The organism is Paraburkholderia phymatum (genome assembly GCF_038900715.1).
GTDB lineage: Bacteria > Pseudomonadota > Gammaproteobacteria > Burkholderiales > Burkholderiaceae > Paraburkholderia > Paraburkholderia phymatum_A.
Genome location: NZ_JAYMRZ010000030.1, coordinates 70,138 through 90,667, shown reverse-complemented (window position 1 = coordinate 90,667; position 20,530 = coordinate 70,138). Strand labels below are relative to the sequence as shown.

At 64.4% G+C, this 20,530-nt stretch carries 15 protein-coding genes; 10 read left to right on the top strand and 5 right to left on the bottom strand.

Going from position 1 to position 20,530, the window contains the following annotated elements:
• Positions 1-64 precede the first annotated feature (64 nt).
• The 10 genes from VSR68_RS36965 (at position 65) to VSR68_RS36920 (ending at position 14,336) form a co-directional block, all read left to right on the top strand.
• Positions 65-2,281, top strand: coding sequence for a cellulose synthase (locus tag VSR68_RS36965; RefSeq protein WP_342944476.1), 2,217 nt, complete (start codon positions 65-67; stop codon positions 2,279-2,281).
• The gene (locus tag VSR68_RS36960; protein ID WP_342944475.1) at positions 2,278-4,437 is read left to right on the top strand and encodes a glycosyl transferase family protein; all 2,160 of its coding nucleotides are present in this window, start codon (positions 2,278-2,280) and stop codon (positions 4,435-4,437) included. Before VSR68_RS36965 ends, VSR68_RS36960 begins: the two co-directional genes overlap by 4 nt.
• On the top strand, positions 4,434-7,019 hold the full coding sequence (locus tag VSR68_RS36955) for a bacteriophage N4 adsorption protein A (protein WP_342944474.1): 2,586 nt from the start codon (positions 4,434-4,436) through the stop codon (positions 7,017-7,019). Before VSR68_RS36960 ends, VSR68_RS36955 begins: the two co-directional genes overlap by 4 nt.
• 36 nt (positions 7,020-7,055) lie before the next feature.
• Positions 7,056-7,751, top strand: coding sequence for an alginate O-acetyltransferase AlgF (locus VSR68_RS36950; protein WP_342944473.1), 696 nt, complete (start codon positions 7,056-7,058; stop codon positions 7,749-7,751).
• 103 nt (positions 7,752-7,854) lie between these two features.
• Complete coding sequence (locus VSR68_RS36945; protein WP_342944472.1) at positions 7,855-8,877, top strand: alginate O-acetyltransferase AlgX-related protein; 1,023 nt, start codon at positions 7,855-7,857, stop codon at positions 8,875-8,877.
• The gene (locus tag VSR68_RS36940; RefSeq protein ID WP_342944471.1) at positions 8,874-10,049 is read left to right on the top strand and encodes an alginate O-acetyltransferase AlgX-related protein; all 1,176 of its coding nucleotides are present in this window, start codon (positions 8,874-8,876) and stop codon (positions 10,047-10,049) included. The genes VSR68_RS36945 and VSR68_RS36940 overlap by 4 nt, the downstream gene beginning before the upstream one ends.
• 5 nt (positions 10,050-10,054) lie before the next feature.
• Positions 10,055-11,671, top strand: coding sequence for an MBOAT family O-acyltransferase (locus VSR68_RS36935; RefSeq protein ID WP_342944470.1), 1,617 nt, complete (start codon positions 10,055-10,057; stop codon positions 11,669-11,671).
• 29 nt (positions 11,672-11,700) lie between these two features.
• Positions 11,701-11,937, top strand: coding sequence for an acyl carrier protein (locus VSR68_RS36930; RefSeq protein ID WP_342944469.1), 237 nt, complete (start codon positions 11,701-11,703; stop codon positions 11,935-11,937).
• Between the two features lie 7 nt (positions 11,938-11,944).
• Positions 11,945-13,435 carry an AMP-binding protein gene (locus tag VSR68_RS36925; protein WP_342944468.1) on the top strand — a complete coding sequence of 497 codons (1,491 nt, stop codon included), beginning with the start codon at positions 11,945-11,947 and terminating at the stop codon, positions 13,433-13,435.
• A 13-nt stretch (positions 13,436-13,448) separates the two neighbouring features.
• Positions 13,449-14,336 carry a hypothetical protein gene (locus VSR68_RS36920; protein WP_342944467.1) on the top strand — a complete coding sequence of 296 codons (888 nt, stop codon included), beginning with the start codon at positions 13,449-13,451 and terminating at the stop codon, positions 14,334-14,336.
• Positions 14,337-14,411: 75 nt separating this feature from the next.
• On the opposite strand, the gene VSR68_RS36915 is transcribed toward VSR68_RS36920, so the two are convergent.
• From VSR68_RS36915 to VSR68_RS36895, 5 genes are all read right to left on the bottom strand, one after another.
• On the bottom strand, positions 14,412-15,953 hold the full coding sequence (locus tag VSR68_RS36915; RefSeq protein ID WP_342944466.1) for a mannose-1-phosphate guanylyltransferase/mannose-6-phosphate isomerase: 1,542 nt from the start codon (positions 15,951-15,953) through the stop codon (positions 14,412-14,414).
• 200 nt (positions 15,954-16,153) lie between these two features.
• Positions 16,154-17,176, bottom strand: coding sequence for a UDP-glucose 4-epimerase GalE (gene galE, locus VSR68_RS36910; protein ID WP_342944465.1), 1,023 nt, complete (start codon positions 17,174-17,176; stop codon positions 16,154-16,156).
• 11 nt (positions 17,177-17,187) lie between these two features.
• A complete protein-coding gene (locus tag VSR68_RS36905) occupies positions 17,188-18,348 on the bottom strand; it encodes a glycosyltransferase family 4 protein (protein ID WP_342944464.1) in 1,161 nt (386 codons plus the stop codon).
• A 33-nt stretch (positions 18,349-18,381) separates the two neighbouring features.
• The gene (locus tag VSR68_RS36900; RefSeq protein WP_342944463.1) at positions 18,382-19,221 is read right to left on the bottom strand and encodes a glycosyltransferase; all 840 of its coding nucleotides are present in this window, start codon (positions 19,219-19,221) and stop codon (positions 18,382-18,384) included.
• A complete protein-coding gene (locus VSR68_RS36895) occupies positions 19,218-20,492 on the bottom strand; it encodes a lipopolysaccharide biosynthesis protein (RefSeq protein ID WP_342944462.1) in 1,275 nt (424 codons plus the stop codon). Before VSR68_RS36895 ends, VSR68_RS36900 begins: the two co-directional genes overlap by 4 nt.
• Positions 20,493-20,530: the final 38 nt, after the last annotated feature.

The following is a 20,530-nucleotide window of genomic DNA, read 5'->3' as shown; positions in this document are numbered from 1 at the left end:
TTGCCGTCGCTGAGTGGTGCGCTGCCCTCCATCTGGTTGCGCGCACATCAAAGGATATGAGAAAGTGAGCTTCGATCCGTCCCCGCACCGCTTCGCGCGAGCTTTCACGCGGCCTCGCCCGATCTGGTCCGTCGCGCTGCTGTGTCTGGCGACAACCGCTCACGCGCAACATTCCGGCGACGTCGCCGGCAGCTTTGCGCGGCTCGGCAGCGGTCGGCTCGTCAATCGCACCGTATCGCTCACCGATCTGGGAGTGCGCGATCCCATCGTACTGCACGCGCCCGAGAGCCGCCAGGAACTGTATTTTCCCGTGCCGGCGGGCCTGGTTCTCAGCGATGCAACCCTGCAGATCACCGGAAGCTATTTGCGCGGCGACGGCGGCCGCGTAACCATGCTGGTTTCGCTGGACGGATCGCCCGTGCTCTCGCGCTCGCCGGCGCAGGACCAGGGCGACGCCTCGGCGAGTATCGGGGTGGACGGCGCAGCGCGGCCGGGCGGATTCGTTCGCGCGGGTTTCGACTGGTCGTCGGTACTAGGCGATAAGGCCAGTAGCGATCAGACGGCAATCGGTAACGTCTGGCGTATCGCACCGACTTCCCGCCTGACGTACAGCTACGATCCCGATTCCGTCCGTGATTTGCGCACCGCGTGGAGCGCGTTGCCGCACATCCCAGTCGTGATGCTGGGCGCGCGTACGGTGACGGCGACTTCCTTCGATGCCGCATGGCGTCTCGAAGCACTGCTGCAACGTGATGGCCACGCGCCCGCGACCCGCGCATGGCCCGTCGCGGGCGATACCGTCGACCTGACTGGTATCGACGTGCCCGCACCGCTACGCGCGATCCCCGCATTCGCCGCGCTTGCAGCGGGCGGTTCGCACAAGCTGGCAGACGAGGCCGAAGCGGGCGCGCTGATCGCACTGACGCCGCGCACGGCATTCGCGCCGGATGTGATCATCGCCGACGACACGTTGCGCAGCTCGCTCAGCCATTCGCTCGACGCGCTGCGTCAGCAGGTCGCGAGCGCAGGGCCCACTGCGGCTAATGCATTCGATGCGTGGCGAATCCGCGCGATCGAGCCGATCACCGAACCGCTCGCGGTGGGGGAGGTGCGTCTCGCGCATTTCGCTGGGCAGACCGCGATCGTGCTGGGCGACAACGAAGGCGTGGCGGGACTTGCACGCGAGTGGCGTCCGATCGACGTGTTGAGCCGTCTCGTCGTGCATCAGCTCGATGACGCCCCGCTCGCGCGCAGCGACGAAGTCGCACTGTCGCTGCTCGGCGGCCAGCCGTGCGCGCTGGACGTGCGAGACCGCGCCACGTGGGACGCGAACTTCGATCTGGGCGCGGTGGCGAGCAACGGCAAGCTGCCGGAATCCGTGGTGCTCGACGTGACAGCTGCGCCAACGGTAAAAAACACGGCGCAAACGGCATCCATCTACTTCAACGACGTGCTGATCGGCTCCCAGCTCCTGACAGCGGATGGCAAGCCGCTGCGCATCACCGCGCACGTGCCGCATTACGCGCTCGCGTCCAACAACCTGCTGCGCGTGGTGTTCGAGCGTCAGCCGGAAAAGGACTATGGGCCCCGTCTCCCGGAGCATCTCGTCGCCATATTGCCGAGCAGCCATATCACGCTCGCCGAAGCAAAGCTCGACGACGACTTCACAGGCATGGTGGCGCGCTTTGCCTCAGGCGCGCAAGTCGTCGTGCCGGCCGGCTACCTGAGCGATGCGACGAATGCGCTTGCGCGCGTCGCGAGCCTTGCCAACGCAAGCGGCATTGCGCCGACGCGTGCAGCCTTCAGCGTCGCGAACGCAGGCGCGGCATTCACTCCCAGCCGCGCCTTCCTCGCGGTCGACGTGCCGCTCGCGGACGAAAAGAGCGTCGTGCGCCTGTCGAAAGACCGCCTTTCGCTCACGGATGCATCCGGCAAGATGCTCGTCGATGTGTCGGGCCTCGATCGCGTCGGCGTGCTCGAAGCGGTCAGGTCGGGCAGCGTGCCGGGCATCGCCTATCGCACGGTCGGCGATACGGCGGCGGTCCTGCCCGCTTCATTGAAACTGTCGCGGGGCGACGTCGAGATCGTCGACGGCAGCGGCACGCTGCGTCAGTTCGATACGCGCAATCCGGGCGAAGTGCCCAAAGCCGACGCCATACAGGGGCCATGGTTCATGCACAGCTGGGTGAGCTGGGGTATTCCTGCCGGTCTGATCGGGCTGCTGATCGTTTTGCTGCTGATCGCCAACGTTGCGCGCAGACGGACGCGGGACGGGTCGTGAGCATCGATCTGATCAAATGGTATGCAGGCTACGCAGTAGCCCACTATTACCACGGACTCGAATACGTCGCGGCGGCGGTGGCGTTCCTCATCTTGCTGTCGAGTATCGACGACCTCTTCATCGACCTCTGGTACTGGGTGCGAACGCTCTATCGCCGTTATACGGTGGAGCGCACCTACAGCCCGCTGACAACCGCTCAGCTTTACCAGCGCGAAGAGCAGCCGATCGCGATCATGGTGCCTGCATGGCACGAGTACGACGTGGTCGCGGCAATGATCGAGGACATGGTGCGGGTGCTCGACTATCGCAGCTATGTGGTGTTTGTCGGCACGTATCAGAACGACCCGCAGACCATTGCCGAAGTCGAGCGCATGCGCCGACGCTACAAGCAGTTGCGCCGGGTGGAAGTCCCGCACGATGGTCCGACCTGCAAGGCAGACTGTCTGAACTGGGTGATCCAGGCGATCTTCGCGTACGAGCGCGAAGCGGGCATCGAGTTCGCGGGCGTGGTGCTGCACGACAGCGAGGACGTGCTGCACCCGGTCGAACTCAAGTTTTTCAACTATCTGCTGCCGCGCAAGGACATGATCCAGTTGCCGGTAGCGTCGCTCGAACGCAACTGGTTCGAACTCGTTGCGGGCACCTACATGGACGAGTTCGCCGAATGGCACGCGAAAGACCTCGTGGTGCGCGAGAGCCTGGTGGGTTCGGTGCCTTCTGCGGGCGTCGGCACTTGCTTTTCGCGCCGCGCACTGCTCGGGCTGATTGCGCAAACCGATAACCAGCCGTTCAACACGGAAAGCCTCACCGAGGACTACGACGTCGGCGCACGCCTTGCCAGAATGGGCATGCGATCGATCTTCGCGCGTTTTCCCGTGCAGTTTGCGACGCGTCGCAAAGCATGGTTCGGCTTCGGCAAGGAACGCGACATTACAGTGACGATGCCGCTGTGCGTGCGCGAGTTCTTTCCGGATACGTTTCGCACCGCTTACCGTCAGCGCGCGCGCTGGACGCTCGGTATCGGCTTGCAAGGCTGGAAGCAGACGGGCTGGACGGGTTCGCTCGCCAACCGTTATCTGCTCGCGCGCGATCGCAAGGGCGTGGTGACTACCTTCGTCGGCTTCTTCGCGTATCTGCTCGTGCTGCAGTTTCTGGCGTTTGCGGCTGCAGGTCTGTTCGGGTGGCTGCCGCCACTGATCGCCTCGCCTTTCTCCGACTCGTCATGGGCGCAGATCCTCTTGTGGAGCAATGCGTGCGCGCTTGCCCTGCGCATCGTGCAGCGGATCTATTTCTCGATGCGCCTGTACGGCTGGGAGCATGGCCTGTTGTCCGTGCCGCGCATGGTGGTAGGCAACTTCATCAATTTCATGGCCGTTGCACGTGCATGGAAGATGTTCATCATGCATCTGATCACGGGCAAGCGGCTCGCATGGGATAAGACCATGCACGACTTTCCGTCGGCGGACCAATTCAAGAATCGCCGGCAGCGCCTGGGTGAACTGCTGCTGTCCTGGCAGGCGATCGATCCCGACAAGCTCGAACAGGCGCTCGGCGAGAGTCATGCGCGCGAGGCACCGCTCGGCCGTGTGCTGATGGCGAGAGGGTGGCTCGACGAAGAGACGCTCGCGGAAGCCATCGCCTTCCAGGCGGATCTGCCGCGCGGCCATCTGGACCCGGAACGCCTTCAGGCGGATGCCGTGCGTCTGCCGCTCGATGCGATCGTGCGGCATCGCGTGCTGCCGCAGGTGGATGCGTCCGACCCGTCGGGTGCACGAACCGTTCTACTGACGGCGAGCCCGCTCGCCGAACCCGCGCTCGCGACGCTCGGCGCGATGGTCGATGGACCCGTGGTCCAGCATATCGTGCGCGAAGGCGAAATTGCCGCAGGTCTTCGCGCGCTGCGAGGCGTCGCGATCGACGCGACGGCTATCCAGCCCGTCGCGGCGCGCAGCGTGCCGCTGATCGGCGATCTGCTGATCGAGCGCGGCTACATGCGGCGCGAAACTTTCGAGGAAGCGATGCAGGACTACCGCCCCGACCGGCATGGCCGTATCGGCGACTACATGGTTGCGCGCAACGTTATCTCGCGCGCCGCGCTCGAAGAAGTCATCCAGCAACAGCGCCGTCTGCAGGACGCACTGGCGGCATCAGAATGATTGATTCACTTGTAGACGGCCGTGCTGTCGCGATTCGCATGCCGGAGTGCGCGACGATCCGCGCACATCAGGGCGAGCGTGCGCTGCGCAAGATCGCAGCCGCTGTACTCGCCGCGACGCTGTGCATGTGCTGCGCCGCGCACGCGCAGACGGCCGCCAACGTGCCGGGCGCGGCGAACGATCAGAACGCGTTGCCATTGACGGGCGCCGCCTACCGGGTCGCGCAGGATGCCTATGCAGCGTACTCCCAGGGGAACTACAAGATCGCGGCCGCGCGGGCGCACGAAGCGATCCGCCAGCGCCCCGACGCGGTCTCGCTGCGGCTGCTGCTCGCCAACGCGCTCGCGGCGCAACGGAACTACGCGGAGGCAAGCCGCTCGCTTGGCGACGCGATCGCGCAACTCGGCGCCGATCCTTCGCTCGTATCGCGCCGCAAGCAGATCGATGCGCTGAACGTATCGACCCGCGCGGTCGCGCGCGCGGCGCGCGTGCAGCCGAACGACCCGGACACGCTGACGGGCGACGCGCTGATCGCGGCGCAAAAAGCGTACAAGGCCTTTAACGCGAAAGACTTCAGCGGGACGGTGAGATATGCCGGCGAAGCGATCGCGATTCGTCCGGATCTGCTGCGCCTGCGTCTGCTGCTTATCGATGCCGCGAGCGCTGCCGGCGAGGACAAGGTGGCATGGAACGCCGATCTTGAAGCCGTCACGCGTTTCGGAGACCGCGAGGAGTTGCGCCTGCGCCGCAGCTTCATCGGCAGCCGTCTTGCGCCGAAGTCGTCGCAGGCGTCGTATACCGCGCGCGGGAAGGGCGATTATGCGCAAGCCGTGGCGCTCGCCCGCGAGACTGTCGCCTATGCGCCCGAGCTGGTCGGCTATCGTATCCAGCTGATGGACGCGCTGTTCGTCTCAAACGATCTCCCAGGGGTGGAGGCCGCCGCCAGCGTCGCGATCGCCGCGGACGACACCGAAATCATGCCGTTCGTCCTGCGCGGCTATGCGTTTGCCGCGCAAGGCAAAGCGGCACAGGCCGATGCAGACTTTGCGAAAGCACTGAATGTGCGCGACGCCACGCAGCGAAACGGGCGCATTGCGCGCGTCATTATCGCCGACGTGTGGATCGCCGACGGAGAACCGCAACGGGCCCTCGACCTGCTCGCGCCGCTGAAAACGGCAGGCGACGACACCGATCCGTCGATCGCGCTTCGCCGAGGCGAGGCGCGGCGGCTGCTGGCGCGGACGGTCGCGCAGAAGTCGGCAGGCGATGCGGACACGGCGGCCACGTCTGGCGAACCGCTCGATCCCGCGCGACGACCCGTGATCGACTGCGTGGCAAATGAATTCGGCGCAAGCTGCGACGTCTATGCCGCCGACGCGGGCTTCAAGGCAGCGCGGTCATACGCAAGGGCGGCCGCGGCAAGCGACACGAAGGCGGCCGTCGGCTATGCGCGCGAAGCCGTCGAGGATGCACCGCAGGATCCGCAGCATCGTGTGGATCTGGTCAATGCGCTAAGCACGGCAGGCGACGAGCGCGCTGCTACGCTCGAGGCGCGGCGCATGGTCGATATGGGCATGCTCGACTCGATTCCCGATATGGCTGCCGCCTACATCGCACAGCGCGCTGGCAACAACCGCGTCGCGTACCAGCGTTTCAGCATGGCCGACAAGGCGGGCATGATGCCCGTCAGTGCGACGGCCGATGCAGGCTACGCCGCCTTGAACGCACACCGCAACCGTGAGGCTGCCAGCTATTTTGAGCGTGCGATCGACGCGAGTGCAAAGCCGGGCGACGACTCGTTGCATGCTACCCCCATACAACTGAACGAAATGCGCAGTGCGCACGCCGACGTCACGCGCAACTGGGGCTTCGACGCGTCACTGAACTATCGCGGCGCCGGTCTGCAGCCCGGGTACGCGACGTCCGCGACGCCGGGGACATCGAACAACTGGCAGGCGGGTGTCGAAGCGTACTGGCGCCCGTTCGGCAGTTTCAACGACCGTATGTTCGAACTCTACGCGCGAGGTTACGACAGCTTCGGCGTGAAGAACGGCGCTCCGTCGGGAGTCAGCACCTCACAGATGGCCGTCGGTGCGCGCGCCAAGCCGCTCGCGCAGATCGACGCGATCGTCGCGTTCGAGCGGATCATTGCGATCGGATCCCAGGTCAAGCCCGACTGGCTCGCGCGCCTCGCGTATTCGGGCGGCGTCGGCATCGAGCGCCGGGTGGACGTGCCGTCGTGGTGGACTGCGCAGGTCTATGCGGAAACCGGGACATACCTGAACGCCGGCTCGGTCTACGCAACAACCAATATCGAAGTGGGCCGAACCTTCCGCATGGATCGTTTCAGTCCGAAATGGACGGTATTTCCGTATGCCGTGATCGGCGCGGATTACGACTCGAACGTCGATCACAGCATTCCGCTAGGTGCGGGTGCCGGTATTGCGACGCGTTACTGGTTGCGGGACAGCAAGTACGATGCGCCGCGCTCGTATGTCGATCTGTCCGTGCAGTATCGCTTGCGTATCTCCGGCGACAATCGCGCGCGGGGCGTTTTCTTCGGCGCAATCTATTCGTATTGAACCCAGTATGGCTGACCTTGAATCCGGACCGATGACATGAAGAGAATCGCGGGTATCCGAAGTAAAGCCGTCGTGGTCCTGGCGGTGCTGCTGTCGTCGGGCGCCGCGTGCGCGGCAGCCAACGATGTGGCGAGTCTGTACGGGCCACAGCCGCCTGAGGATGCCTCCTATCTGCGCTTGCTCAATCTCTCGCCGCAGGCCGTACGCGTTGCGCTCGCGGGCAGCGACACGCCGCGGACACTTGCACCGGGGGCGGCGACGCGCTTTAGCGTGGTGGCCAGAGGCACGCCTTTACGCGTGACGGTTGACGGCATGCTGCTCAGGGAGGCTTCAGGCGACGCCAGTCCTGGCGACGCGATTACCGTGGCGCTGCGCCGCGACGCATCGGGTTGGCACGGGACGCCGGTCGCTGCGCGCTATGGACGCGCCAACGGTTTGAAGGCTACGCTGCGCGTGTTCAACTTTGTACCGGGCTGCGCCGCAACGATCAGCGTGGACGGTGACGGCCCAACTGTATTCGCACGTGTCGCGAGCGGCACGCAGGACGCGCGCGCAATCAACCCGCTTGACGTGAAACTGGTGGGACAGTGTGGCAAGGCCATCAGCGCGCCGCTGCCGTTGCCGATGCTTGCCGCCGGAGACAGCTACAGCCTGTTCGTGAACGGGAACGCTGCGAAGCCGGTATTGAGCGGCGCGCGCGATGTGCTGGCCTGGCCGCCTGCTACCCATTGATCGATCGACAAGCCGGAAGCGCTCGACGCGCGTGCGGGCAGCGAGCCGCACGCATCGATGCCGGCATACCCATGCCTTGTATGCGTCACGGAGACTGCAAGTAATGACTGACACCGGCCGTCCGATCATGCGGATGTCGGCGCAACCAGTTGCTCTTGACGAGCGCCGGCGGCGTTTGCTGCTGGCACTCGCCGCAGCACCGCTTCTCGGCGGACTCTCGACGGTGCCGGCGCGCGCGTTGGCGGCGGGCCAGACGAGCGTGATCGAGGGGCGCAACCTGTGGCTCTACCCTGGCTGGGAGAGCCTGACCGAGGATGCCACGCAAGCTTGTACAAAGGCGCTCGACCTGATTCACCAGACGGCCGCGAAGCTGGCCGCGCGAGGCATTCGCAGCGTCGTCGTGGTGGCGCCGTTGAAAGCGCGTTCGTGCCAGGAGAACCTGCCGGACGGCGTGGCGATGTCCGACGGTGTCAAGGCGCGGTTTGACGCGATGCGCTCGCATGCCGCCTCGCTGGACCTGCAGATGGTCGATTCCGTACGCGCGATCGCGGGCGTCGATCCTGCGCAGGAAAAGTACATCCGCGCAGACTATCACTGGAGCGGGCACGCCGCCGAAGCGGTCGCGGCGGCCGTCGCCTCGCATCTGACGGCGGACGCGCTGAAGGGCGGCAGCGGCGGCGCGCGGCTTGGCAACTGGAAGGAAGAAGTCCGTTATGGTGATCTGGCGACATTGCTGCCGCCGGAACGCAAGAAGGCCATCGGCAAGGACCACTTCATTGTGCGCACCGTGGTAGCGGCGAAGACACTTGTCGATGGCGAACCGCCCGTCGTCCAGGTGGTCGGCAACAGCATGGTGCAGCCGTATCTCGGCTTTCCACAGGCGCTGTCACGTGTGATCGACCGCCAGGTCGGGCTCACGTGGACGTTCGGCGACACCGGCCCGTGGAAGACGCTGCTCAACTATCTGGAGTCGCCTGCATTCAAAGGGAGTCCGCCGCAGGCGATCGTCTGGCAGTTCAACGAAGGGCAGATGATGAATCTGCCGGCTTCCGCGGGGCAATGGGACGCGACCTCGGTCATGTCCGACGATGCGTTTCTTGCGCGCGTCACGAAAGCCCTGGCATGATGAGAGAGCCGTACAGTCATCCTGAGGGAAGCAACGCGCAGAAGACGGCGTGGCCGGTGGGCGCCAGCGGACAGGCACACGCGCAGCAACTCGACACGCAGCATGCGCATCGGCGCATCGCGTGGCTGGTCGCTTTGATACTCGTCATCGGCTGCGCGGGCGCGCTGGCGTCGCTGGTTGCGCAGTCGCGCAGTGGTACGCCGTTGGATGCATCCGGTTGGCGCGACGGCAGTCTTGGCCGCAGGCTCGATCGCATGATCTCCGTGCCGTATGCGCGCACGCTGCATCGCTGGGAGGCGGCGGCACGTTACCGGCTCCTCGGCGATCTCGGACCGCAGGTGCGCGAGGGCTGCCCGGGCTGGATGTTCTTTGCCGATGGCCTGCATGGGCCGCTGCACAGGGACGACGCCCACGACGGCGACGACCTGATGGATGCACGTATTGCGACGATGCACCGGTACGCCGAGGCGCTGCGCAGCACAGGTATCCAGCTGCTCGTCGTCACCGTGCCTGACAAGGCGCGCGTCGAGAGCGAAGCGCTATGCGGGCTGCGCCAGGATGCCCTGATGACGCAGCGCATGAGCGCGTGGAACCGGGCGTTGAACGAAAGCCGGGTCGCGCATGTCGAGCTGCTGCCAGTCTTGCAGGCCGCGCGTCCCGCGTATTTTCATACCGACGTGCACTGGAACGCGCGCGGCGCGCAGGCGGCGGCGCAGGCGGTTGCCGCGGCAGCACTTCAGATGCTCGGCAAGCGTGGTAATACTCACTACTTCCATGTGACGGCGCCCGCTGCGCCGCGAGTCGGGGATCTGCTGATGCTCGCCGATCTCGACGCCGTGCCCGACGCATGGCGTCCCGCGCCCGACGTCGTCTCGGCGGAAACCCTGCAGGTGCAGCGCAACCTGGGTCTGCTCGACGATGGTCCCGACGCAGAAGTGCTGCTCGCAGGCAGTTCGTTCTCGCGCCGCAGCGCGTTTGCCGAGCGCCTTGGCGAACAGCTGGGCAGCGAAGTCTGGAACGTTAGCCTGGATGATGGGCAGTTCGATCGGGCGCTGCGCGCGGTCTGGCGTGATCGGTCCAACTGGCCGAGGAGCGTGCGCGTCCTGATCTGGGAGATGTCGGAGGACGCACTATCGATGCCTGTCGCCGGGGACGGGACGAAACAGGACTGATACCGATGCTCTTCAACTCGTTCATTTTCCTCACGCTATTCCTGCCGCCCGCGCTCGCTGGCTACTATCTGCTCGGCCGGCGCACGCCGCGCGCCGCAGCAGCATGGCTGTGCGGTGTTTCGATTGTGTTCTATGGCTGGTGGACCCCTGCCTTCGTTGGCCTGCTGCTCGGTTCCATCGCGTTCAACTATGCGATGAGCCACGTGATCGCCGCAGCACCCGTGAATTCGGCGCGCCGCCGCTGGCTGCTCCATCTCGCGATCATCGCCGATCTCGCACTGCTGGTGCGCTACAAATACCTGGCGTCGCTGTTGACCGCGCTCGTACACGCGAGTGGCATCGTTCCCGCTGGCTGGCTCGCACAGGGCATGCACGATGTGGTTCTGCCCCTCGGCATTTCGTTTTTCACCTTCACGCAAATCGGCTATCTGCTCGATTGCAATGCGGGCATCGTCAAGGAACGCGATGCGCTCGGCTATATGCAATTCGTGACCTTCTTTCCTCATCTGATCGCGGGTCCGATCCTGCATCACAAGGAAATGATGACGCATTTCGCGCAGCCCGAGACCTACCGGCTGCGCGCGGAAAATCTGTCGGTCGGCGCCTTTATGTTCACGATCGGGCTGGCGAAAAAAGTGCTGCTGGCCGACACCATCGCTCCGTATGCCGATGCGGGATTTGCCGCACCTCACGAGCTTCAGTGGCTGGCAGCATGGGCAACCTGCCTTGCCTATGCTCTTCAGCTCTATTTCGATTTTTCCGGCTATTCGGATATGGCCATGGGACTCGCAAAGATGTTCGGCGTACGCTTCCCGCTGAACTTCAATTCACCGTTCAAGGCGGCCAGCATCATCGATTTCTGGCAGCGCTGGCATATGACGCTCACGCGCTATCTCACCGCTTACCTCTACTATCCGATGGCGATGCGGATCAACCGTAGCCGCGCATCGCGCGGGCTGCCCATCGGCCGTCACGCGCAGCGCTCGTTGAGTGGTTTTCTGAGCACAGTTGCCGTGCCAACTTTCTACACGATGGCGCTGGCGGGGATGTGGCATGGCGCGGGCTGGCAGTACCTGATCTACGGTCTGCTGCATGGGACGTATCTCGCGGTGAATCACGCGTATCGCGCGAGGCGCGCCGCCGCGCCGTCGGCGACGGGTACGGCATCGAAGGGCGGCTTCGGAGAACGTGCTCGCCATGTGGGCAACGTGTTGCTGACCTTCACGACAGTGCTCGTCGCGTTTGCGTTTTTCCGCGCGCATGGCGTCGGCGATGCGCTCGCGCTGTTGCAGGGTATGGCAGGGCTGCACGGCATCGAATCGCCCGAATGGCCGGCATGGGGCACGGCGAACATGGACGTCTTCGATGGGTGGCATCTCGTCATGGGCCGCTCGACGCTCGCGTTGCAGCTTGGCGTACTGCTTGCGATCGCCTGGGGAATGCCGAATTCGCACCAACTGATGGGCCGTTTTTCCCCCGCGCTCGAGCGGGCTGCGGAGCGTTTGCCGTCGGCTCTCGCCTGGCGGCCCTCGTTGCGATGGACGCTCGTCATGTTCGGCGTGCTGGCCGTCTGCCTGGCGCAGTTGCACGGCGAGGTCCGCTTTCTCTACTTCCAGTTCTGATTGTCGACACAGGTCTTGAAGGATCACACATGACTCAAAATGAAACCCTGCATGCCGAAGTCGCGGCGTTGGTCGAATCCGTCGTGCAGCGTCCCGTCGACGGCGATGTCCCGTTGCTGGAATCGGACCTGGTCGATTCGGTGCTGGCCGTCGAAATCGTGATGGGCGTCGAGATGCAATTTGGCGCGAGGATTCCGCCGAGCGAAATCGATGAGCATCTGAGTTCCGTGAATGCGCTTGCCGCATTCATCGCGTCTCAACGCTAGGCGCGCCATGCGATTCGACCTGACGGCAAATCGCTTTGTCGACGAGCACCTGCGCGCCGAAGCGTGGGCGGTAGTCGGTTCGGACCGCGCGCTGCGTTGGCACGAACTGGCTGCACAGGCGCGCGAGTGGGTCGAACGGGCGCGTGCGCATGGCTTTGCGCAAGACGTGCCGTTGATGGTGCGAGGTCACAAAGAGGCGTCGTTTTTCGTCGCGATGGTCGGGGCTTTGCTGCTTGGTGCACCGTTTGTTCCCGTCGACACCATCTATCCCGATGAACGCATGGAGCGCATCGCGCGCGCGCTCGGCGCCCAGATCTATTTCGACGCGCAGAGCGATCGCTTTTTGACCGTGAGTGGCAAGCACGCGATCACCGATCCTGCCATGTTCGTCCCGCGATCCTTGCGGGAGAGGAATCTCGCCTACGTGCTGTTTACCTCGGGTACGACGGGCGAGCCGAAGGGAGTCCAGATTGGCCGTGAAAGCGTGGCGGATCTGGCGAAATGGATGACAGAGGACTTCACGCTCGGCGATACGCCCGTGTTCCTCAACCAGGCGCCGTTCAGCTTTGACCTGTCGATGTATGAAGTATTCGGGACGCTTGCGACGGGTGGCACGGTGGTGCTCGCGTCGCGAGCGCTGGCCGCGCACGGAGGAGGGCTGCTCGGCAAACTGGCGCAATACGGCGTGACCACCTGGGTATCGACGCCCTCGTTCGCGCAACAGCAACTGCTCGATCTGCGCTTTTCGCAGACGGAGCTTCCCTTGCTGAATACGTTCCTGTTCTGCGGAGAGGTGCTGTCCGTCGAGCTTGTGAGGCAGTTGCGTCAGCGCTTTCCGGCTGCACGCATCATTAACACGTACGGACCGACCGAGGCGACGGTCGCGACGACCTGGATAGTCGTCGACGATACCGTGCTCGGCAAATATGAGCGTTTGCCTGTCGGTTACGCGAAGCGCGGTGCAAAGGTGTTCGTCGATGCCGGCGAGATATGCATCGCGGGCGCACATGTGATGCGCGGTTATCTCAATCGCGACGACCTGAACGCCGCTCGCATGTTCATGTGTGATGGCCAGCGTGCGTTCCGCACGGGAGACCTGGGCGCTGTCGACGGCGATCGCCTGTTGTTCTGCCACGGACGCATCGACGATCAGATCAAATTCGGCGGTTACCGGATCGAACTATCGGAGATCGATGCTGCACTGTGCGCATTGCAAGGCGTTTCGAGCGCTGCGGCCGTGGCATTGCGCCGGCCGGACGGCAGAGTGATGCGTATCGTTGCGTTCGTTGCGACGGGCAGCGCCGAGGGAACATTGCCCGGTGCGTTGCTCGACTGGAGAGCCCAGTTGGCAGTTCGTCTGCCTTCCTATATGGTGCCGTCCGAACTGCTGACGTACGAGTCGTTGCCCGTTTCCGCGAACTTCAAGACCGATCGCGCTCGTTTGGTCCAGGATTATCGAAACCATCACTTCAAGTCTTCGTTCCAGGCCAATGCGTGACTCAACGAGCTTCATGGATGAAACGACTACGCTCGCGTCGCCTCGCCGGCGCACGCTTCTCGCTGCCGGTTTGTGCGCGGCCCTGCTTGACAGCTGCTCGGCTCTGCGTTCCGATCAGGCTGACGCACTCGCTCAAGGAGTAGTCTGGCAACCGGACGGAGATCACCTCGACCCGTTCGGCGACTGGGATCGCCTGGGCGTCACGGACCTGCTCGTGCAATGGACGGCCGTGGACGACATTTCGTTTTTGCCGGGCGCAGCCAGCCAGAGCGAAAAGGCTGGCCTTAAAACGTCTGGCCGCATGCCTGACTGGACGCGCATCGCCGGCGAGCCCTGGGCGCGCAACGTGATCGTCGGTCTCGCGGGACGTTTCGACGAGACCACGGCGCGCGCGGAGGTGGCGCGGCTCGTTGCGCAGTCGTTGAAGCTGGCGGCCTGGCGGCCGCCTGTCCATCTTGCCGGATATTATTTTCCTGTCGAAGTCGATCCGACCTGGCAAGGTGCCGCGACCCTTGGCCCTTTGCTCGCCAGGCTGCCGCGACCGCTGTGGATTAGTGTCTACGACAACTCGAATATCGGTGGTGCTGCGTTGGCTACATGGCTGGACGGGTGGCTGCCCGAGGACGTGGGCATATTCATGCAGGACGGGTGTGGAGTCTATGCGCGTGGCCCGTCGGCGGCGCGCGCCTATGCCGACGCGCTGACGGCCCGTCTCGGCAAGCAACGTGTCCGGATCATCGCCGAAGCCTTCCGCCCGGCCATGGGTGACGCATTCCGGCCTGCCACTGCGGAAGAACTGGCGCCTCAATTGCTCGCGTATCGCGGGTATCGCGTCTATCTCTTCGACGGCCCGCATTACGTGTCGGGCCAGCTCGTGCGTGATCTCCTGCAGGCGGCATAGCACGTGTGCTTGCCGCCGAATGAGGGCGCGGTGCTTGCTCGAGAACGAAAGTCCTGACCGAGCGCCGTTCGGCCTTCAACTCTCCGCACGCCCGTATTGATCATCAAACCGCACGATATCGTCTTCGCCCAGATAACCGCCCGATTGCACCTCGATGATCTCGAGCGGTGTCTTGCCCGGATTCTCCAGCCGGTGCTGCACGCCGAGCGGAATATAGGTCGACTGGTTTTCAGTGAGCAGGAACGATTCGTCGCCGCGCGTCACGCGCGCCGTGCCGCGCACGACGACCCAGTGCTCCGCGCGATGATGATGCATCTGCAACGATAGCCGCCCGCCCGGCTTCACGACAATTCGCTTGACCTGGAAGCGGTCGCCGCGATCGATCGAGTCGTAGCAGCCCCACGGCCGCTCGACTTTGCGATGCACCTTCGCTTCCGTATCCTTCGCGGCATTCAGCCGGTTCACGATGGCCTTGACGTCCTGCACGCGGTCTTTCGCGGCGACGAGCACGGCATCGGCCGTCTCGACCACCACGACGCCCGTCACGCCGACACACGCGACGAGGCGCCCTTCGGAATGCGCATACGTGTCGCTCGCGCGCTCCAGCAGCACGCGGCCGCGCGCGACGTTGCCCGCTGCATCCTTCGCGCTGATGCTCCAGACGGCGTCCCATGCGCCGACATCGGACCAGCCCGCCGTCAGCGGCACGATGATGCCCGTCAGCTTCAGATCGTCGCCGATGCGCTCCATCACCGCGTAGTCGATCGAGTCGCTCGGGCATGCGGTGAACGCGGCGCGGTCGATCAGCAATGCGCCGTCGCGATCGGTGCATGCGTTGTCATACGCCGCGCGGCATGCGGCCGCGATATCGGGCCGGCACGATGCGATGGCCGCGAGCCACACCGATGCGCGCATCACGAAGATGCCGCTGTTCCACCAGTACTCGCCCGACGCGACATAACGCTCGGCCGTTTCCTGCGCGGGCTTTTCGACGAAGCGCTCGATGGTCCGTGCGCCGCGCGCGTCGGCGGGCAGGCCTGTCTTGATGTAGCCATAGCCCGTTTCCGCGCGCTCGGGCGGCACGCCCAGCGCGACGATCGCATCGCGCAGCGCATGCTGGACGGCTTGCTGCAATGTTGCGACGAACGCGGCGTCATCGACGATCAGATGATCGGCGGGCATCACGACGAGAACGGGGTCTTCGCCTTGCGGCGCGTCGGCGAGCGCGGCCAGCGCGGCGACCGTCAGCGCGGGCGCCGTATTGCGCGGCGCGGGTTCGAGCACGACGCGCGATTCGCACGCGCAGCGTTCGAGCCGTTCGCGCGTCGGCAGCCGCAGTTCTTCGCTGCAGACGACGAGCGCCCGCTGCGTCCTCACGACATGTCGGGTGGGAAGATCAGATGTGGGCACGCGCAGTCCTTTCGTTCTGCGCAACGTGGCTTCGAGCAACGATTCGTCGCTCGTCAGGCCGATCAGCTGTTTCGGGCATTGCTCGCGCGACAGCGGCCACAGACGCGTGCCCGAGCCTCCAGCCAGCACGACGGGCTGGACGATGCAAGCGGGCTGCGTCTCGTGCCTAAGGGCGTCGTTGGCGGACGCTTCTGCGATGACATTCATTTTCCCTCCGGGGACGCCGGGCCAAAGCGGATGCCGCAGCGCCCGTCATGTCCGGTGATTGAAGCATCGGAGGGAGGGAATTTCTGTGCGTCGGTGCACAGAAGAGGTAGCGGAAGGAGGTGGAAAGAGGTGGAAAAAACAGGTGGAACGGATCGCAGCGGAGCGATCCGTTCATGCGCGCAATCTGTGTATGTTCGCGCTTACTCGAACCCGCGCGGATTCTGCGCCTGCCAGCGCCAATGATCGACGCACATGCGCTCGATGTCGAACTGCGCGTGCCAGCCGATCACGTCGAGCGCCTTCGCCGGATTCGCGAAGCACTGCGCGACGTCGCCCGGACGGCGCGCGACGATCTCGTAAGGCACCGGCTTGCCGGATGCTTTTTCGAAGGCCTTCACGATTTCGAGCACGCTATAGCCCTGGCCCGTGCCGAGATTCACGACAAAGCTCGCATCGCGTTTGACGAGCGCATCGAGTGCCGCGATATGCCCGCGCGCCAGATCGACGACGTGAATGTAGTCGCGCACGCCTGTGCCGTCCGGCGTGTCGTAGTCGCCGCCGAACACGCGCAGCTTGTCGAGCTTGCCGACGGCCACCTGCGCGACATACGGCATCAGGTTGTTCGGAATGCCGCCCGGGTCTTCGCCGATCAGTCCGCTCTCGTGTGCGCCGACCGGGTTGAAGTAGCGCAGCGTTGCGATGCGCCACGACGGGTCGGACACTTCGAGGTCGCGCAGGACCTGTTCGGCGATCAGCTTGCTCTGGCCATACGGGTTGGTCGCCGACAGCGGGAACGTCTCGTCGATCGGCGAGCTTTCCGGCACGCCGTACACGGTCGCCGACGAGCTGAACACGAACTGCTTCACATTGCGCGCGCGCATCACGTCGAGCAGCACGAGCAGGCCGTCGATGTTGTTGCGGTAGTACGCGATCGGCTTCGCGACCGATTCGCCGACGGCCTTCAGCGCCGCGAAGTGAATCGCGCCCGTGATCGGGTGCTGGTCGAAGATCGTGTTCAGCGTGGGCTCGTCGCGCACGTTTGCTTCGTAGAACGCGATCTTCTTGCCGGTGATCTTCTCGACGCGCGCGATCGACTCGCGCTTGCTGTTCACGAGATTGTCGATCACGACCACGTCGTAATCGCTGTTGAGCAATTCCACGCACGTATGCGAGCCGATGAAGCCCGCACCGCCCGTCACCAGAATTGTGCCCTTCGTGGTCATGCTGAGCTCCCTTAAAGTGATACGCCCGTCAATTGCCGGATGACATCCTTGTACCGCTCGACGACCCCGCGTTCGTCGAACTCCTTCGTGACCTTCTCACGACCGCGCGCGCCCATCGCGCGCCGTTCGTCGTCGCTCATGTCGAGCATGTGCGCGAGCGTTGCCGCGAGGCTGTCGACATTGCGCACATCGCACAGCAGGCCGTTGACGCCGTCGGCGACGCATTCGCGGCAACCGGGCACGTCGGTGGCGATGACGGGCCGGCCCATCGCCGATGCTTCCATCAGCGTGCGCGGCACGCCTTCGCGATACGAAGGCAGCACGACGCAATCGGCGGCTTCGATCAGCGGACGCACGTCGTGCGCTTCGCCCAGATACTCGATCACGCCTTCGCGCACCCACGCGTCCACTTCGGCACGCGTGATCGCGCTCGGATTGTCGACGCCCACGGGGCCGAGCAACTGAAAGCGCGCACGCGGATAAGTCGCGCGCAATCGCCGCGCGGCCTCGACATATTCGCCCACGCCTTTATCCCACAACAGCCGCCCGATTAATACAAAAGAAAATGTCTCGCGTGCGGTTTCACGCTTAGACAACGGCGCGAAATAAAACTGGTCGAGATCCACGCCCTCGCCGTGCAGCAGACGCGCGCGCTCCGGATGCACCAGCAGTTTCTGATCGAGAAAGGCGGCCTGATCGTCTTTATTCAAGAACCATACTTCGCGTGGAAAGCGAAACGCAAAGCGGTATAGCAGCTTGGCGATTTGCGCGGCCCGACTCTGCTGGATAAAAACATAGCCCAGCCCAGTCGTCACGGCAACCGAGTCGACGCCTGCAAGTTTCGCGGCAAGCGTGCCAAAGATATTCGGCTTGATCGTGTAATGAAATACGATATGCGGTCGAATCGACCGGTAGAGCTTGTACAGCGACCACAACGTGCGCAGATCGTCGCGCGGATTGGTGCCTTTCGATGCGACCTGCAACTCGATGCAGCGGCAGCCCATCTCCTTGAGCAGATCGAACGTGCGGTCGCGCGGCGCGATCACGGTCACTTCGACGCCGCGTCCGATGAGCATGCGTATCAGCCCTTGCCGGTACGTATAGATCGCAAACGCGGTATTGCACACGAGACAGATGCGCAGTGCGCGGGCGGATTCGATCGGTTGCTTCATGCTTGCGATGCGGACAGAAAAGGGAAGCAGCGATTAGAGGCTTGCGCGCAGCGCATAGAGACGCTTCTTGACGCGCTGAAGCGTCTGATACGGCGTCACGAAATGCAGCAGCGTCTTTGCAAGGCCCAGCCAGTCGCACGGATTGAGCACGTTGAAGTACTGCATCTGCAAACGCAGCGTCGATACGATCTGGCGGCGCCGCTTCGTCGCGCTGATGCCGCCTTCGTTCAACTCGTAGTAAAGGCCGGTTTCCGGCAGATTCGCGCAGTCGTGGCGTTCCATCAGGCGCAGAAAAAGATCGAGATCTTCCGCCGCCTTGTACGCCTCGCGATAGTTGCCGACGGCGAGCACGGCATCGACACGCAGCATCATCGACGGATGCACGAAGCACGTGCGCAGAAAGCGCACGCGTCGGATGGCGCGCGGCTCGGCGGGCGGCGTCAGCATGAAGAGCGGCGTGCCGTCGCGCGAGACGACCTGCGTCCACATGCCGAGACCCGCGACTCGCGGATTCGCTTCGAGATACGCACGCTGTTTCGCAAGACGCTGCGGCACGCTCAGATCGCCGGCATCGATGCGCGCGGCGTAGCGAAAGCCACGCGCCGCGAGCGCTTCGATGCCCGCCTGCAACGCGCGCTCGATGCCACCGTTCTTCGGCATGCGCAGCACTTCGATCGACATGTTCGGCAACGCGGGCGCGCCGATGGGCGGCGTGCTGCCATCGTCGACGATCAGCACGTGGATGCGCGCGTCCTCGCTGAACGAGGCCAAGGTGCGTTCGACGTCGGCCTGGCCGTTGAAGGCGGGCATCAGCACGGCGACATCGTCGAGCGAGGCCGGGCCCTTGGGCGGCGTGAATGAAGAAGACGTCATGGACGCAGCTTGAAACGGATGTAATAGAAATTGACGCACGCGGCGGCCAGATAACCGGCCGCGAGACCGACCAGCGCGCCATACGCGCCCATGCGGGCAATCGCAAACAGATTGACGACGCACGCGACGGCCAGCGCGAGCAGCCATTTCGACAGCAACACGAACTTCGCCTGATACTTCAGCACGACCAGATTGCCGATCGCCTCGATGCCCGCCGGCACGGACAGCCACACGGCCCAGCGGAAAATATCGACGGCTTCTTCGAAGTTCGGCCCGAACACGCGCCGGATGATGAAGCCCGCAAGCAGATCGAGCACGCACGCGCCCGCGATCATCAGCATGGCTGTCATCGCCGTGAGCCGCCACATATTGCGGCGCAGTTGCGCAAGGTCCTGGATGCGATAGACGAACGCGGGCGCGAGCGTTTGCGCGAGCATCAGCGCGAGCGTGATCCAGTTCTCGTTCAGCTGCTGCGCGGCCGAATAGCGCCCGAGATCGGCGAACGAGATCGCGCGTTCGAGCATCAGCCGGTCGAGCTTCAAAAACAGATACATGCAGATGAGCCCGAGCCAGAACACCGTGCCCGCCGTCGCGAAGTGGCGAAAGAGCGTGCGGTCCACGCGCCAGCCGAGCTTGCCGCCATGCCGCTTCACGTAGTAAGCGATCAGTACGACGCCGATCACGGCCGATTCGAGCGCCCAGAGCCAGCCGAAGCGCGCGGGCGCGGCGGCGGCGCGCACGAGCAGCCACACGAGCATTGCCTTTGCGATGGCCGTCGTCATGCTCGTGATGAGCTGTGGCTTGCTGTAGGTCATGCTCTGCAGCCACGCGTTGATCACGCCGACGAGCGGCTCGCGAAACAGCATCGTGACGGCGAGCCCGGCGAGCATCGCGCCGACGAGCGGATCGGTGATGCCCGTCGACGTGCACGCCACAATACCCGCCCACGTCAGCAGCAGCGCAGCCGCCGACACGGAGAGCCGCAACGCGAACGCGCTGCCGAGCACGGTGCCGAGCTGTTCGGGCGGACGATGGACGATGGTCGGCACGAGGATTTCCGCGCCGCAAACCCATGTAATCGGCGACAGCACGAGCAAAAGCGTATTGGCGTATTGCCACTTGCCGAACACGTCGGGACCGAAATAGCGCGCGAGCACGCCGCTGACCGCGATCGCGACGCCGATCTGCGTGAGACGCTCGAGACCAAGCCAGACAAGGTTTGCGACAGCGCGCGTGACGTCCGGGTTCGCGAAACGCTTAAGCGCCGGCATCCGCATGTCGTCTGTCTGCTGTCTGCGGGCACGGGAGG